At 59.2% G+C, this 15,311-nt stretch carries 11 protein-coding genes; 4 read left to right on the forward strand and 7 right to left on the reverse strand.

Features of this window, described 5'->3' with window-relative positions; genetic code table 11:
* Nucleotides 1-126 precede the first annotated feature (126 nt).
* A complete protein-coding gene (locus LGH74_RS02395) occupies nt 127-1,242 on the forward strand; it encodes a DUF6268 family outer membrane beta-barrel protein (protein WP_226171394.1) in 1,116 nt (371 codons plus the stop codon).
* Between the two features lie 84 nt (nt 1,243-1,326).
* Here LGH74_RS02395 and ppk1 read toward each other — a convergent pair whose 3' ends face one another.
* From ppk1 to LGH74_RS02425, 6 genes are all read right to left on the reverse strand, one after another.
* A complete protein-coding gene (ppk1, locus tag LGH74_RS02400) occupies nt 1,327-3,429 on the reverse strand; it encodes a polyphosphate kinase 1 (protein WP_226171397.1) in 2,103 nt (700 codons plus the stop codon).
* A gap of 90 nt (nt 3,430-3,519) precedes the next feature.
* Nucleotides 3,520-4,017, reverse strand: a complete 498-nt coding sequence (locus LGH74_RS02405) for a SixA phosphatase family protein (protein WP_226171400.1) — start codon at nt 4,015-4,017, stop codon at nt 3,520-3,522.
* A gap of 182 nt (nt 4,018-4,199) precedes the next feature.
* On the reverse strand, nt 4,200-5,828 hold the full coding sequence (locus LGH74_RS02410; protein ID WP_226171404.1) for a GEVED domain-containing protein: 1,629 nt from the start codon (nt 5,826-5,828) through the stop codon (nt 4,200-4,202).
* Between the two features lie 440 nt (nt 5,829-6,268).
* Nucleotides 6,269-7,546, reverse strand: a complete 1,278-nt coding sequence (locus LGH74_RS02415; protein WP_226171417.1) for a M43 family zinc metalloprotease — start codon at nt 7,544-7,546, stop codon at nt 6,269-6,271.
* 375 nt (nt 7,547-7,921) lie between these two features.
* The gene (gene hflX / locus LGH74_RS02420) at nt 7,922-9,253 is read right to left on the reverse strand and encodes a GTPase HflX (protein ID WP_226171427.1); all 1,332 of its coding nucleotides are present in this window, start codon (nt 9,251-9,253) and stop codon (nt 7,922-7,924) included.
* Between the two features lie 68 nt (nt 9,254-9,321).
* Entirely contained in the window at nt 9,322-9,663 is a 342-nt protein-coding gene (locus LGH74_RS02425) for a c-type cytochrome (protein ID WP_226171429.1), read from the reverse strand.
* Between the two features lie 104 nt (nt 9,664-9,767).
* Here LGH74_RS02425 and LGH74_RS02430 point away from each other — a divergent pair, with 104 nt between their 5' ends.
* Together LGH74_RS02430 and rfbC are read left to right on the forward strand one after the other, a co-directional pair.
* Nucleotides 9,768-10,889 (forward strand): glycosyltransferase family 4 protein, encoded by a 1,122-nt coding sequence (locus LGH74_RS02430; RefSeq protein ID WP_226171431.1) that lies wholly within the window; start codon nt 9,768-9,770, stop codon nt 10,887-10,889.
* A 66-nt stretch (nt 10,890-10,955) separates the two neighbouring features.
* Nucleotides 10,956-11,501 carry a dTDP-4-dehydrorhamnose 3,5-epimerase gene (gene rfbC / locus LGH74_RS02435; RefSeq protein ID WP_226171433.1) on the forward strand — a complete coding sequence of 182 codons (546 nt, stop codon included), beginning with the start codon at nt 10,956-10,958 and terminating at the stop codon, nt 11,499-11,501.
* Between the two features lie 122 nt (nt 11,502-11,623).
* Here the strand turns inward: rfbC and LGH74_RS02440 are convergent, their stop codons facing one another.
* Nucleotides 11,624-12,919, reverse strand: a complete 1,296-nt coding sequence (locus tag LGH74_RS02440) for a UDP-N-acetylmuramoyl-tripeptide--D-alanyl-D-alanine ligase (RefSeq protein ID WP_226171438.1) — start codon at nt 12,917-12,919, stop codon at nt 11,624-11,626.
* Nucleotides 12,920-12,973: 54 nt separating this feature from the next.
* Here LGH74_RS02440 and LGH74_RS02445 point away from each other — a divergent pair, with 54 nt between their 5' ends.
* On the forward strand, nt 12,974-15,268 hold the full coding sequence (locus LGH74_RS02445; RefSeq protein WP_226171440.1) for a T9SS type A sorting domain-containing protein: 2,295 nt from the start codon (nt 12,974-12,976) through the stop codon (nt 15,266-15,268).
* Nucleotides 15,269-15,311: the final 43 nt, after the last annotated feature.

Genomic DNA, 15,311 nt, shown 5'->3' on the forward strand with positions numbered 1-15,311 from the left:
GCGTTTTCGCAGCCGGTTTTTTCGGGCACATTGTTGCGGTTTTTCACCCATCCTTTTTCGCTTAGTCACGTTTAGAACCGGGTATTCGGCTCCGGCCGAAAGCTCCTCGCGCTTTTACCGCCCTTCATGAAGACTCGCTACCATCTGCCGGTTTCGGCTGCGCTACGTCGCTGCCTGCTGCTTACCGGCCTAAGCGGCGCGGCCCTCACTGCCCACGGGCAGGTGACGCCCACTCCCCGCGTATTTCCGCGCCCTGCTCCTGTTGCCACCGATACCGCCGCCGCCGACCAGGTAGGCCGCAGCCAGGAATTCGCCACGCCTTCGGTAGTTGGACAGGGCCCCAGCAAAGGGCTTGTTTTCCATTACGAGCGGGTGCCGCGGTTCAATGTTTCGTCCGACGCGCAGAAGGTAGGCCTCAAAGATTTCAACACACAGGCCACCAAGAACGCCCGCCTGATGATTAAGGGCTACATTCCGATGCTCAATAATCCGCACCTCAAGCTGATTCTGGGCATCAATTATGAGCGGGAAGAGTTCCAGTTTCAGGACCGGCCTACCGGCTACGAGCTCTACGACAACATCGAAGACAAAGGTCTCAAAACTCTGGGTGCGCAGCTGGCCGTTATTCGGCCCGTGAATGAAACCAACTGGTACATTTTCCGGGTGAAGGGCGAGCTGAGCGGCGACTACACGTCCTCCGAGCTGAACGTGTCGGACTACCTGCGGGTATCGTCGGAGTTCCTGTACGGCTGGAAGCGCAGTCCCACCTTTTCGTGGGGCGTGGGCGTGCAGCTGGGCTACACCTTCGGCCGCTTCAGCCCGTATCCGGCTTTACTCTACAACCGCACTTTCAACCCGCGCTGGGGTGTGGAGGCCCTGTTTCCGGCCCGCGTCACGGTCCGCTACAATGCCTCGCCTAAGTCGCTGTTCTTCGCCGGCTACTCCGTCGATGGCCTTAATTACATCGTGAAGCTGCGCACTCCGCTACGCTACGAAGGCGCCACCCTCAACTCGCTGGAACTGCGTGAAACCGAAGTGAAGGGCCGGCTGCGCTGGGAGCGGGAAATCTATGACTTCCTCTGGTTTGGCCTGGAAGGCGGCTACCGCTACAACTATGCCTTCGATGCCTTCGACCGCACCAACAACAACCGTATCAAAATTATCGACAGCAAGCTGGCCAATGCTCCCTACGCCAGCGTCGAGCTATTTATCGTGCCGCCGCGCAAGTTTCTGAAAAAGTAGCTGCCAGGGGTACAGCCACTCGCAAAAAAGCCAGCTTTTCCGGAAGGGAAGCTGGCTTTTTTCGTGTGCTTGCTCGGCAGGTCTTTAGTTTTTGGCCGGGGCTTTTTTCCGCCGGTTGCTCAGCTTGCGCAGGTACTCGTAGGTTTCAAACTGGGCCCGGATGGGCTTGGCATTCGGGTCGTCCTGGCCGATAAAGTTGTTGTGATAATCGCGCGACTTTACATTGTCCTGGCGCTGCAAATCCAACAGGTGGCGTACCTCGGCCCGTAGCTCGTCGTTGAGAATCGGGAAGGCCACTTCCACGCGGCGGTCCAGGTTGCGGGCCATCCAGTCGGAGGAGGCCACGTACACTTTCTCGTGGCCGTTGTTGCCGAATACGTACACCCGGGCGTGCTCCAGGTACCGGTCTACCATGCCGCGCTGCTGGATGTTGGTGCTTTGCCCTGCCAGCTGCGGTATCAGGCACGAAATGCCCCGGATGAGCAGCTCGATTTTCACGCCGGCCTCACTGGCCTCGTAAAGCTTATGAATCATCCGGTCGTCCTGTAGCGCGTTCAGCTTTAGAATGATATACGCATCCTTGCCCGCCTTAGCGTGCTTGATTTCCTTGTCAATCAGCGCGTTCAGCTTGTCGCGCAGTTCAAAGGGAGCCACCAGCAAATGCTCGAAGCCGGTTTTGGGCTGCCGGTCGTGGAAGTAGCGGAACACCTCGGCGGCCTCCCGCGTCAGGCGCGGGTCGGCCGTAAACAGGCCATGGTCGGCGTAGATGCGGCTGGTAACCTCGTTGAAGTTGCCGGTGCTGAAGTAGGCATAGAGGCGGTTCTGGTCTTCTTCGGTACGCGTAATGAGCAGCAGCTTGCTATGCACCTTCAGCTCTGGAATGCCGAAAATAACGTTGGCCCCGGCCTTTTGCAGCTTCTCGGCCCAGTACATATTCGACTCCTCATCAAAGCGGGCTTTCAGCTCCACGACCACCGTTACCTGCTTGCCGTTTTTCACTGCCTTCAGCAAGGCTTTGGCCACTTCGCTCTTGGTCGAAACCCGGTAGAGCGTGATGCTGATGCTAGTAACCTGCGCATCGGCCCCGGCCTCGGAAATAAGGCGCGTCACGTAGTCGAACGATTGGTAGGGCAGGTGCAGCAGATGGTCACGCTCGGCAATGGCGGCCAGCATTTTGCCCGCCGTACGCGGTAGCGTAGGGTGGGGCAAAGGCGGCTGCTCCTGGTACTGCAGCTCGGGCAGGCCCAGGTCGGGGAAGCCAAAAAAGTCGCGGAAGTTGTGGTAGCGGCTCCCTTCCACCAACTCTTCCTTACCGATGCCGGTTTTCTGCATCACGGCTTTCAGCACGGTCTTGGGCATGGCAGGGTCGTAGAGGAGGCGGGCCGGGTAGCCGGTTTCGCGCTTCTGCAGGCTGCTCTTGATTTTGGCCATCATGTTGCCCGACACCTCTTCCTGAATGTCGAGCTCCGCGTCGCGCGAAATCTTGATGGCGTGTACCTCCACGTGCTGGTACTTCGGGAACAGCTCGGCGGCGCAGCAGCGTATTACGTCGTCCAGGAACATTACGTAACGCTCTTCACCCTCAGCGGGCAGCTCCACAAAACGGCCACCGTGGCGCTTGGTCGGCAGCTCAATAACGAGCACCCGCTCATCCTCCAGGTGTTTTTTCTCCTTCACCGGCTTGCTCAGCAGCAGAGTCAGGTACACTGTCTGGTCCTTCAGAAACAGGTGGTGCAGGTTATCGTCCAGAATGGCGGGCGAAAGTAAGTCCTGCACTTTGTCGCGGAAGTACTGATGCACCCACTCACGCTGGGTTTCGCTCAGGTCATGCTCAGATACGAGGTGAATGTGCTGGCGGCGCAGCTCGGGCAGAATCCCGTTGCGAAACGTCTCGCCGAATTCCTGCTGCTGCCGGCCTACTTCGGCCAGCAGGTTTTTGAGCTGTTCGCCGGGGTCTTCGCCCAGCTTAGCGCGGGTTTTCTTCTTGAGCTTTACCAGCCGCCGGAGCGTGGCTACCCGCACCTTGAAGTATTCGTCGAGGTTGGAGGAGAAAATGGCCAGAAACTTTAGACGCTCCAGCAGTGGCACGTCCGGGTTCTGGGCTTCCTGCAGCACGCGGCCGTTGAAGGTAAGCCAGCTCAGTTCGCGGTTCAGCAGAACCGGCGCGGTTTTCTTGGGTGATTCCATATAGGCGGGGCAAAGGCAACAGGCAAAGCCGGGCACCCGGAGCGAAGTGCTTCGTTGTTTCCGGCCCGTTCCAGGTTATGCAGGGCAAGGCTACTCGGGCTGGTTGCGCGGGTAGTCGTAGAAGTAAAATTCGGCGTTGGAGCGGTCCACCTCGGCCCAGTTGGCGCAGCTGAACTTCACGCACACGATGGCTGCCGTGGGCAGATCATTCAGCGGGCTGGGCGAAATGACGTTAGCAAAATCGGTAATAGTCGGGTTGTGGCCCACCAGCAGCACCGAGTCGGCCGGGTCGGGCAGCTGCCGCACTACCTCTACCAGGTCGGGCACTTCGGCGCGGTAGATGCGCTCCAGCACCTGAATCTGGTCGTGCGGATAGCTCAGCTCCTTGGCTACCAGCGCCGCCGTGCTCAGGGCCCGTACGGCCGGTGAGCTAAGCAGCAGGTCGAGCTTAATGTCGCGCTTGGCCAGGGCCTGGCCCATGCGCGGGGCATCGGTGCGGCCCCGGTCGTTGAGGGGTCTTTCCTGGTCGCTCAGATCATCGAAATTCCAGCTCGATTTGGCGTGGCGCATCAGGTACAGGGTTTTCATACGGAGCGGTTCAGAAGGTGGGCAGGCCTCTTTACTGTTGGCCTTCACAAATGGTTATGAAGAATAAACTACGCACTTAGCCCGGCCGAAAACAAACAAGGCCCGCCGGAATGGGCGGGCCTTGTAAACCAGGGCCGGGAAGCAGCAGCACGTAAGGTTTAGCTACTGCTCCGGCTACCGGATTATTGCTTCACGAAGCGCTGGTGCATTACTTGCTGGCCATCGGCAATGGTCAGCATATAGACGCCCTTCGCCAGTTCCGACACGTTCAGTTGACCATTGTCGAAGCGAACCTGCTTCATTTCGGCACCACGTACGTCGTACACTTTTACCGATACGGCAGCCGCGTCGCGGTCGGCAGGCACGGTTACGTTCAGCACGTTGGTAGCTGGGTTCGGATACACCGAGTACTCGGTAGCGCTGCCCAGGCGGGCCGTTGAGGTGGCGCGGGCGGCACCACCGGTGATGGTTACGGTGTAATCTTCGGTTTCGCCGTAGCTGTAGCTGCCGCAGCTGGTCGTACCCGAGCCGTCGCTCATGACAACGCGCATGCGGGTGCTACCCGATTTGGCCGTGGCTGGCACCGTGAAGTTCGAAGAACGGGTGGTAGCCACGTTGCTGGCGGCCGAGCTTACTACCAGTTCGCCGGCGTCAGTAAATACGCCGTTCTGGTTGTAGTCGATGTACACTTTAAAGTACTCCGAGTAGGCCGTGCCCGTGAAACCTGCACTGTAGCTGATGGTTTGTGCCGAGCCAGCTGCCAGCGACGTGCTGATAGCCGTACCGTTGTAGTAGCCGGCATCAGCACCCGAAGTGCGGGCAATGGTACCCAGCTTCACGTAGTCGATGAACTCATACGATACGCTGGTGCCTTTCGAGGTGCAATACGTAACGGGGGTAGTTCCACCACCGCCAGTGCCGGGAGCAGTGCCGCCCAGCGAGGTAAGCAGCGAAGCGCGGCTGCCGCCCGAAGCAAACAGAGCGTTCATGCGGGTGCTCTGGCCGGTCGAGAACATGTACATGCAGGCATCATCGGTGTAGTCCATGTAGTTCATGAACATGTCACCGTTGGTAGTATTGCCGCAGGTGCGGTGGGGGAAGGAGGGGCAGCCGGCATTGTCGGCCTGCTGGGTCGGCGTGTCCGATACCAAGTCGCTGCCACAGTTGGCATCACCCCAGATGTGGCGCAGGTTCAGCCAGTGGCCTACTTCGTGGGTAGCCGTGCGGCCCAGGTTGAAGGGAGCCGACAGGTAGCCCGTGCGGCCGAAATAGTTGGGGCCGATAACAACCCCATCGGTGCTGGCCGCGCCGCCGGGAAACTGAGCATAGCCCAGAATGCCACCGCCGATGTTGCACACCCACAGATTCAGGTACTGGGTAGCGGGCCAGGCGTTCAGGCCACCCGTGCTGGTGCTTTTCATGGCATCAGCCGTGCCCCAGGTCGTCTTGGTGCTCGATTTACGCTCGATACCCGTAGTGGCGTTGCCGTTGGGGTCGCGCTTGGCCAGCACAAACTGCAGGCCGGCATCGGCGGCGAGGCCGGCGAAAGCCGCCGGCGTTTTGCTCACGTCGGAGTTAAGCTTGCGGAAGTCTTCGTTCAGAACGGCAATCTGCGACTGAATCTGGGCGTCCGAAATGTTTTCGTTGGCGTTGCTGTAAATAACGTGAACCACTACCGGGATGGTGCCGGTGAGGGCCGTAGCACGCTGTGCCGTTGAATTGGCTTCAAACTGACGGGTTCGGCTTTCGATATCGCCCATGCGCTGCGCCAGGGATGGATCGGCCGCCATCTGGGCCTGCAATGCTTCCATGGTAGCGCACTGGCGTTTGGTCAACGCCTTTTGTGCGAGGGCTTCAGAAGTTAACCCGAGGCCTAGACAAGCCAAGGCTACTGCGTAAAAGGTTTTTTTCATGTGAAATGGAAAGATTTGGTTGTGGAAAGGAGAACGAGGGTGCCAATGTATTGAATATTTTGACAGGAATAATTCGATATGATATAAAATCTATAATTTTTTAGCTGAAACATTTCGTTATGCTCAACGTAGCGCGGTATTAATTGGTGAATATTGTAATAAAGTCAGCCAAGCCGTGTAGGTACAGATAATTGGATTATTCCAGCGTTTGACCGGAATTGGACAAAAAAAGAAAAGCCCACCGATATCGGTAGGCTTTTCCGGTGAGTGAAGTTCAGATCCTAGATCAGAAAACCAGCAGCTGCTGCAACAACTGCCAGCGCTGCTAAGATAGAGTTTTATTGCTTTTCGAAGCGCTGACGGATGGTTTGCTTGCCGTCGGACAGCGTCATCTGGTACAGGCCTTTGGGGAGTCGACCTACCGATACCTGACCCTGACCATTGTAGCTGGCCTGCTTCATTTCGTAGCCGCGTAGGTCATATACTTTTACTTCCCAACCGTTAGTAGCCGTCGTTTGTGGCAGGCTCACATTCAGCAGCGAAGTGGCAGGGTTAGGATAGAGGGCCGCCTCCGAAGCTGCCCCCAAAGTGCTGGCCGCAACCAGGCGGGGAGCGGTGCCGCCGAGGGAGGAAATGAGCGAGGCGCGCGTGCCACCCGAGGTGAACAAGGCATCCATGCGGGCCGACTGACCGCCGGTGAACATGTACATGCAGGCATCATAAGTGTAGTCCATGTAGTTCATTGACATGTCACCCTGGTTGCCGCAGGTTACGTGGGGGAAGGTTGGGCAGCCGCCATTGCTGGTTTGCTGGGTTGGCGTATCCGATACCAGGTCATTGCCGCAGCTGGCATCACCCCAGATGTGGCGCAGGTTCAGCCAGTGGCCTACTTCGTGGGTAGCCGTGCGGCCTTTGTTGTAGTTGCTGGCCGTGCCGCCGGGTACCGACGAATACAGGCAAACTACGCCATCGGTAGCCGCGGCACCGCCGGGAAACTGGGCGTAGCCCAGCAGGCCCTGGCCCAGGTTGCAAAGCCACAGGTTCAGGTACTGGCTGGCGGGCCAGGCATTGCTGCCACCTTTGCTCGAGTATTTCACAAAATCATTGCTGCTGAACGAGCGGGTCTTGGTCGACACTCGAACGATGCCCGTGGTAGCTGCGCCGGTGGGGCTGCGCTTAGCCAGTACAAACCGCACGTTGGTACCAGCGGCCACGCCGGCAAAAGCTGCCGGAACCAGGTTGGCATCGGCGTTGGCCTTGGCAAAGTCATCGTTTAATACCTTGATCTGGGCATTGATCTGGGCATCGGTTACGTTTTGGGCAGCCGTGTTGTATACCACGTGTACTACCACCGGAATGGTTACAATGGCGTTTGTCCGTTTGGCGGTAGGGTTAGCCAGCACTTGGGCCGTGTGCTTCTCCACATCGGCCATGCGCTGGGCCAGGCTCGGGTCGGCGGCCATCTGGGCCGCCAGGGCTTCCATAGTAGCACACTCACGCGTGGTTGCGGCGAGCGGCGAGTGGTCAATGGCTATCATGCGCTGGTCCTGCGCCTGGGCTGAGAAAGAAGCTAAGCCCAGGCAAGCCAGAGCAACGGCGTAAAAGTTTTTTTTCATGGGGGAGAGGTTGATTGGGTTTGGATTGTGGAAAAGAGAATCGAGGATTCCAAGCTATTGAAATTATTATGTAATGCAATGCTGCATGGCTGTAAATTTATATTATAGTTAATTCAATATATTGGTTGAAATAATAACAAATGTTGAATTAAACGCCGTTTTGAGGGGGATTCAATATTAAACAAGGTGAAAAATAATTGAAAATAGTTTGTTAGCCATTCCGGTTTCGCTATTCGAATATTGCTATTTGCTCCGAAAAGGATAAAAACGAGCAACCGCCTTATACTGCTACTGATTTAATATGGTTACACATAAAAAAACGCCCGAACGTAGCGTCCGGGCGTTGATCAGAAAAATGGTAGGCGCCAAGCGTGGCTATTCGGCCTCGTCGTAGGCTTGGGTGGGGTAGCGCTGGGCCTGTAGCGTGGCTACGTGACGCACCAGCAATGCCCGTAGCTCGTCGATATTCTGGCGCTCCTGGGCCGAAATAAAGATAACCGGGTCGTGCATCTTAGCCATGTAGGTGGCCTGCATCTGCTCCAGCGTGAGGCGGGGCACGGCGTCCTCGTCGGGGTTCATTCCCTCAAAATCGGCGTGGTACTCGGTGCTTTCGTGGCTGTACTGGTCAATCTTGTTGAAAACCAGTAGCATGGGCTTATCGGCGGCGTCAATTTCCTTGAGCGTGTTGTTAACCACTTCAATCTGCTCCTCAAAGGAAGGGTGCGAAATATCCACGACGTGCACCAGCAGATCGGCTTCCCGGATTTCGTCGAGCGTGCTTTTGAAGCTCTCAATGAGGCGGGTGGGCAGCTTGCGGATAAACCCAACGGTGTCGGAGAGCAGAAAGGGCACCGTATCGAGCACCACTTTGCGCACCGTGGAGTCGACGGTGGCGAAGAGCTTGTTCTCAGCAAACACGTCGGAGCGGCTCAGCAGGTTCATAATCGTGCTTTTGCCCACGTTGGTGTAGCCCACCAGGGCCACGCGCACCATGCCGCCGCGGGCCTTGCGCTGGGTAAAGCTCTGCTTGTCGAGGTCTTTGAGCTTTTCCTTGAGGAAGGCTATCCGGTCGCGCACCACACGCCGGTCGGTTTCGATTTCGGTTTCCCCCGGTCCGCGCTGGCTCACGCCACCGCCGCGCTGCTTATCTAAGTGACTCCACAAACCCGTGAGGCGGGGCAGCAGGTACTGGTACTGGGCCAGCTCCACCTGGGCCCGGGCCGTGGCCGATTTGGCGCGGCGGGCAAAGATGTCGATGATGAGCAGGGAGCGGTCCACGATTTTGACCTGCAGCTCAGCTTCGAGGTTGCGCAGCTGGGAAGGCGAAAGGTCATCGTCGAAAATGACCATGCTGGATTTGGTATGCTGCACGTAGGCCTTAATTTCGGCCAGCTTACCCTCGCCCACGAAGGTGCGGATATCGGGCCGGTCGAGGCGCTGCACGAAGCGTTTGGTGACTTCGGCCCCGGCGGTTTCGGCCAGGAATTCCAGCTCGTCGAGGTATTCGTTGGTTTGGGCTTCGGGTTGGCGCTTATCGGGCACGGCCACCAGCACGGCGGTTTCCTGCTCGTTGGCCGTATCGTAAGTACCGTTGTCGTTGGCTTTGGCCAGAATGCGGCCGGCGCGGCCTTTTACGCCATCGGTGGCCCCCACGTGGCGGGTGCTATTGCCGGGCTTGCGGCCTTTGGAGGCGGGTTTATTAGCCATAATTCAGAAAAGAGGCGGGTGGAAATGAAAAGCCGGCGGGCCGGGTAGAAGAGCCCCGCAAACGAGGCTTATTTCAGCGTGAGAGAGTATTCCACGACCTGATAAATCTGCTCGTCCGTGAGCTGGGTTTTAAAGCCGGGCATCTTGCCCAGGCCCTGGGTTACCATATACACGCGGCCGGCCGTATTCAGGTTGCTTTTGGTCAGGTCGTGGGCGCCATTCAGGCCCTTCTTGCCGTCGGCGCCGTGGCATACGGCGCAGTTTTGCGTGTATAAGGCTTTCCCGGGCAAATCCAGGCTGGTGGCAGCGGCGGCGGTTTCGGTATTCTGCGCGGGGTCGGCGTGCTGGCAGGCGCCGGCCAGCACGAGCAGCGCGGCCGCCGGCAAAAGAAAAGAGGCAAAGCGAATCATAAGGACGAAGGTACGTAACCCAGAGAGGCAGTCCGCCGCTTATTTTTTGCAATTCCCGCTACCCGACCTACTACCTTTGCGACCCTTAAACCTGAGTTTGGCCTATGCGCGTTGCCATTGTTATTAATACGTCCTGGAATATCTGGAACTTCCGGCGGAGCCTGGTTAAGGCCTTGCAGGCAGCCGGGCACGAAGTGTTGGCTATTGCCCCGCCCGATGCCTATTCCGAGCGGCTCGAAACCGAGCTGGGCTGCCGCTACGTGCCGATTCTGATGGAAAACAAGGGCACCAACCCGCTCAAGGACGCCCAGCTCACGCGCCGTTTCTACACCATTTACCGCCGCGAAAAGCCTGATGTGGTGCTCCAGTATACCATCAAGCCCAACATTTACGGCACGCTGGCCGCCAAGCTGGCCGGTATTCCGAGCGTGAATAACGTGTCGGGGTTGGGTACGGTATTTATCGTGCAGAATCTGGTGAGCAAGGTGGCGCTGGGCCTCTACCGTTTTGCCTTCCGCTTTCCGAAACGCGTGTTTTTTCAAAACGGCGACGACCGGCAGCTGTTTCTGCAGCACGGCTTGGTGCAGCCCGATATTACCGATCTGCTGCCCGGCTCCGGCGTAGATACGGCTCGGTTTCGGCCGGCCAAGGAGTTTGTACGCCACGAACCCTTCACCTTCCTGATGATTGCGCGGGTGCTCTACGAAAAAGGCGTGGAGGAATACTTCGAAGCCGCCCGTATCGTGCGCGAAGCCATGCCCGGCACTCGAGTACAGCTGCTGGGCGGCGTCGATGAGTCGGGCAATATCGGGGTGAAGCGCGCCGTGTTCGAGGAATGGCTCAAGGCCGGTAACATCGAGTACCTGGGCACTTCCGACAACGTGGCCGAGCACATTCACTTGGCCGATTGCGTAGTGCTGCCCTCGTACCGCGAAGGCACGCCCAAGACCCTGCTTGAAGCCGCCGCTATGGGTAAGCCCATCGTAACGACCGACGTGCCCGGCTGCCGCGAAACGGTGGTGGATGGCCACAACGGCCTGCTCTGCCAAGTGCGCGACGCGGCCGATCTGGCCGCCAAAATGCTGGCCGTGCAGCGCCTGCCCACCGCCGGACTCGAAGCCATGGGCAAGGCCGGCCGCCAGCTGGCCGAGCAGAAATTCGACGAGCAGATCGTGCTGGATAAGTACCTGCGCATTGTGGAAGCCGTGGGCCCGGCCGCACGCTAGCAGATTGTTTTAACCTGACCCTTAGTGCTCCGTACAAGGCACACTCTATACAACATCTCTCCCTAAATGGAAATTAAGCACCACGCTCTGGCTGGCGTAATTGAGTTTACTCCTCGGGTATTTGGCGATGCCCGCGGCGCATTTTTTGAGTCGTTCAGTGCCCGTATTATGCAGGAAGCCGGGGCCGTCGGCGACTGGGTACAGGACAATCAGTCCAGCTCGAGCGTGGGCGTACTGCGCGGGCTGCACTTTCAGCGTCCACCCTACAGCCAGGCCAAGCTGGTGCGCGTAGCCACCGGCCGGGTGCTGGATGTGGTAGTGGATCTGCGCCGCTCTTCCCCCACCTACGGGCAGCACGTAGCAGTAGAACTCGATTCGCGGCGCTGCAACATGCTCTATGTGCCTACCGGCTTTGCCCACGGCTTCATGGCCCTGGAAGACAATACGCTATTTCTCTACAAGTGCACCGACTACTACAATCCCGGTTCGGAAGGTGGCCTGCGCTGGAATGACCCCACTCTGGGCATCGACTGGGGTATTGCCGAGCCGCTAGTATCAGACAAAGACCGGGTGCTGCCGCTATTGGCCGACTTTGACACGCCGTTTGAATAGCCACTTTTGCTTTGGGTAAAAGACAAAGAAGGCCGCCGGATTTTATTCCGGCGGCCTTCTTTGTGGCAGATCAAACAAGATGGCAGCCGAAGCATGACGTGCCTCCTGCTCAAAGCCATGCCTTACACCAACGGCAGCAGGGTTTCCAGGCCCATACCGCGGGAGCCTTTAATCAGGATTTGCCGGCCCGTGAGCGGGTGCGCTTCCAACCATTGGGCCGCTTCGGCTTTGGTGGGGAAGTGACGAAATTCGGGGCGCAGAGCGGCGTGCTGCATATCGGGGCCCACCAGCAGCACAGTGCCAAACTCTTGGGTGGCCAGCAGCTCGCCCAGGGCGCGGTGCTCGGCGGTGCTTTCGGTGCCCAGTTCAAACATGTCGCCCAGAATAACCACCTTTTCGGGGGTGTCGGGCCGGGCGCCGAAGCTAGCCAGGGCCACGGCCATCGACGACGGGTTAGCGTTATAAGCGTCCAGAATTACCTCGTTGCGGCCCGTCTGCACCAGCTGGGAACGGTTGTTGGTGGGCGCGTAGCCGGCCAGGGCGGCGGCTATGTCGGCCGCTGGTACCCCGAAATGCGCCCCCACGGCAGCGGCGGCGGCCAGGTTCAGGAAATTATAGCTACCCGTAATCTGGGCTTCTACCACCGTGCCATCGAAGAGGCGCAGCACCACGTTGGGCGCCGCTGCCAGCAGCTCGGCGGGATAGGTATCGGTAGTGCTGGGATAGGTGATGCGCTGCGGCACGGCGGCAGCCAGGGTCGGGAGCTGGGCATCGGCCGTATTCACGAAGGCCGTGCCGCCGGTAGCGGCCAGAAACCGCCACAGCTCACTTTTGCCCTTCGCAATGCCTTCCAGGCCGCCAAAGCCTTCCAGATGCGCCTTGCCAATGTTGGTAATAAGCCCGTGAGTGGGCTCGGCCAGCCGGCTCAGCAACTCGATTTCGCCCTGGTGGTTGGCTCCCATTTCTACGATGGCCAGCTCGTGCTGTCCTTCTCGGATGCTGAGCAGCGTGAGCGGCACGCCAATGTGGTTGTTGAGGTTGCCGCGCGTGTACTGCACAGCGTAGCGGCGGCTGAGTACGGCGTGTACCAGTTCCTTGGTCGTGGTTTTGCCGTTGGAGCCCGTGATGCCGATAACCGGAATGGCCAGCTGCTGCCGGTGGTAATGGGCCAGCTCCTGCAGCGCCAGCAGTGGGTCGGGGGCGTAGGTGTAGTGGTCGGGGGCTGAGGCGGCCAGCTCGGCGTCGTCCACCACGGCGTAGCGCGCGCCTTTGGCCAGGGCCTGGGCGGCGAAGTCGCGGCCCCGGAACGAAGGACCGTTCAGGGCGAAGAATAAAGTGCCCGCCTGGTCCTGCCGCGAGTCGGTGCTGACGGCCGTGCAGTGCTGAAACCGGGCGTAAAGAACCACTATATCTTCCATACTGTTTGTGCGTAACTTGGGGGGCTTTTGTTTTGCTCTAACGCTGTACTACTGATGCGACAACCGTTATTCTTCCTGCTTGTACTAGGTGCTTTTATTGGGTTGCCGCAGCGCGTTTCGGCCCAGACGCCCTTCGCGTTTGAATACCGGTCGGTGGCAAAAGTAGTACACGGCACCGACACGCTGCGCACGGCCTGGGTGGGCGGCCTCAACACGCCGCATTTCTCCAGCATCGACCTGAACGGCGATAACCAGCCCGACCTCTACCTGTTCGACCGTCAGACGCGCCGCTCCTACACCTACCTGAACGCGGCCAACCCCAGCGGCGGCCGGATGTGGCAATATGCCCCCGATTACCAGTCGCTGTTCCCGGCCGACCTCTCCAACTGGGTGCAGCTGCGCGACTACGACTGCGACGGACGCCCCGACATCTTCACGATGGGCCCCATCAGCGGCAGTATCAAGGTGTACCGCAACGTGGCAGGAGCCGGTGGTCGGCCAACGTTTCAGTTGGTCAGTGACGAGCTGAACTTCTTCGACCCCGGCCCCAATGGCGGTATGACCAACATTAGCACCGGCGGCTACAACACCCCGGCCATCGAGGATATCAACGGCGACGGGCGGCTCGATATCGTGACCTTCAACTACATCAACAGCACCACCGTCCATTCCTTTATCAACAGCAGCACCACGGCCTGCGGCGGGCTCGATTTTCGGCAGGACAGTCAGCGCTGGGGCGGCGTGAAAACCTGCTACACCAGTTGCTCGTCCTTCGTATTTGGTACCGAAGAGTGCCGTAGCAACAACGTGCTGAAGCCCAACCACACCAGCGGCAACAACCTACTGCCCATTGACTTGGACGGCGACGGCGACAAAGACCTGCTGACGGCCCGCGACAACTGCGCCGAACTGGTGCGCCTCACCAACGCCGGCACGCTGGCGGCGGCCCGCTTTACTTCTGCGGGCCAAACGGCCAGTTTTCCGCCCACTACGCCGGTGCGCCTGCCCAACTTTCCGGCTCCGTATTCTCTGGATGTAACGTTCGATGGCCGGCCCGACCTGGTGGTGACCCCCAACGTATTCGACCACCTCGATACGATTGATACCCACCAGACGGTGTGGCTGTATGAGAATACCAGCGCCACGGCTGCGCCCAACTACGCTTTCCGGCAAAACGACTTTCTGCAGCGCGACATGCTGGACGTGAGCGACAAAGCCGCCCCGGCTTTCGGCGACCTGACCGGCGACGGACTAAAGGATATGCTTATCGGGGGCGTGAGCCGAGCTACTACGGGGGGCTTTTACCGCGCCTCGCTGTGGCTGTACCAGAACGTGGGCACGGCTAGCAAGCCCGTGTATAAGCTCATTACCAACGACTACCTGGGGCTATCGGGCAAAAAGTACGGCTCGTTGCGCCCCGCGCTGGTCGATTTGAACCGCGACGGGGTGCTGGACTTAGCGTACTCGGCTTTTTCGCTGCGCAACAGCTCTTACAACTTCATTGCCTACGTGCTGAATACGGCCACCACTAGCCAGTCGGCCGCCTTCAATGTAGCTTCGCCCACGCTGCTGGAGAATATTCCGGGCCGGGTGTACGACACGCCCTGCTTCACCGATGTGGATGCGGACGGCTATGTGGATATGCTGCTGAGCACCAACACCAACTCCAGCGACTTTCCCGGCCAGGCCCTGCGCTACTACCGCAACAACGGCAGCCAGCCCCTTAGCCGCGCCTTTGTGCTGGTCAACAACGACTTCGGGCGCATTCGCACGCCTACCGATGAGCGGCCCAACAACCTGGCGACCACCGTGGCCGACTTCGATGGCGACACCCGCCCCGATCTGGTAACGATTGATGAGCTGGGCGTACTGCACTTCTATGCCGATTACCGCAGCCAAAGCAGCATTTTCCTTGACCGCAGCGACGTGCTCTTCAACCCCACGCTGGCCCGTCTCGAACCGCTGCAACTAGGCTCACGCATCGAAAACCTCTACACCCTGACGTCCAGTGACGTCAACAACGACGGTATTCCGGAGCTGTTTGTGGGCACCGAGGACGGGGGCGTGGTAGCCCTGGGGGGCCTGCGTCCAACGCTGGGTGCCAAAGCCGCGGCCCAGAAGCTGCCCTTGAGCGTGTATCCCAACCCGGCTACGACGACGGCCATCGTGGAAACGCCCCGGCCCACGCGCCTCGTAGTGCTCGACATGATGGGCCGCCGGGTCCGTGCCGAAGCTGCTCTGCGCCAGCGCCACACGCTCGATCTGCAGAACCTAGCCGCTGGTGTGTACCTGGTGCGGGCCGAGGCCGCCAACGGCGAAACCGGCGTGCAGCGCCTGGTGGTGCAGTAGCTCCAGCCACCGCACCTGACCACAAAAAAGCCTCCGGCGCACT

Origin of the sequence: Hymenobacter lucidus (assembly GCF_020447265.1) — a bacterium.
Taxonomy (GTDB): domain Bacteria; phylum Bacteroidota; class Bacteroidia; order Cytophagales; family Hymenobacteraceae; genus Hymenobacter; species Hymenobacter lucidus.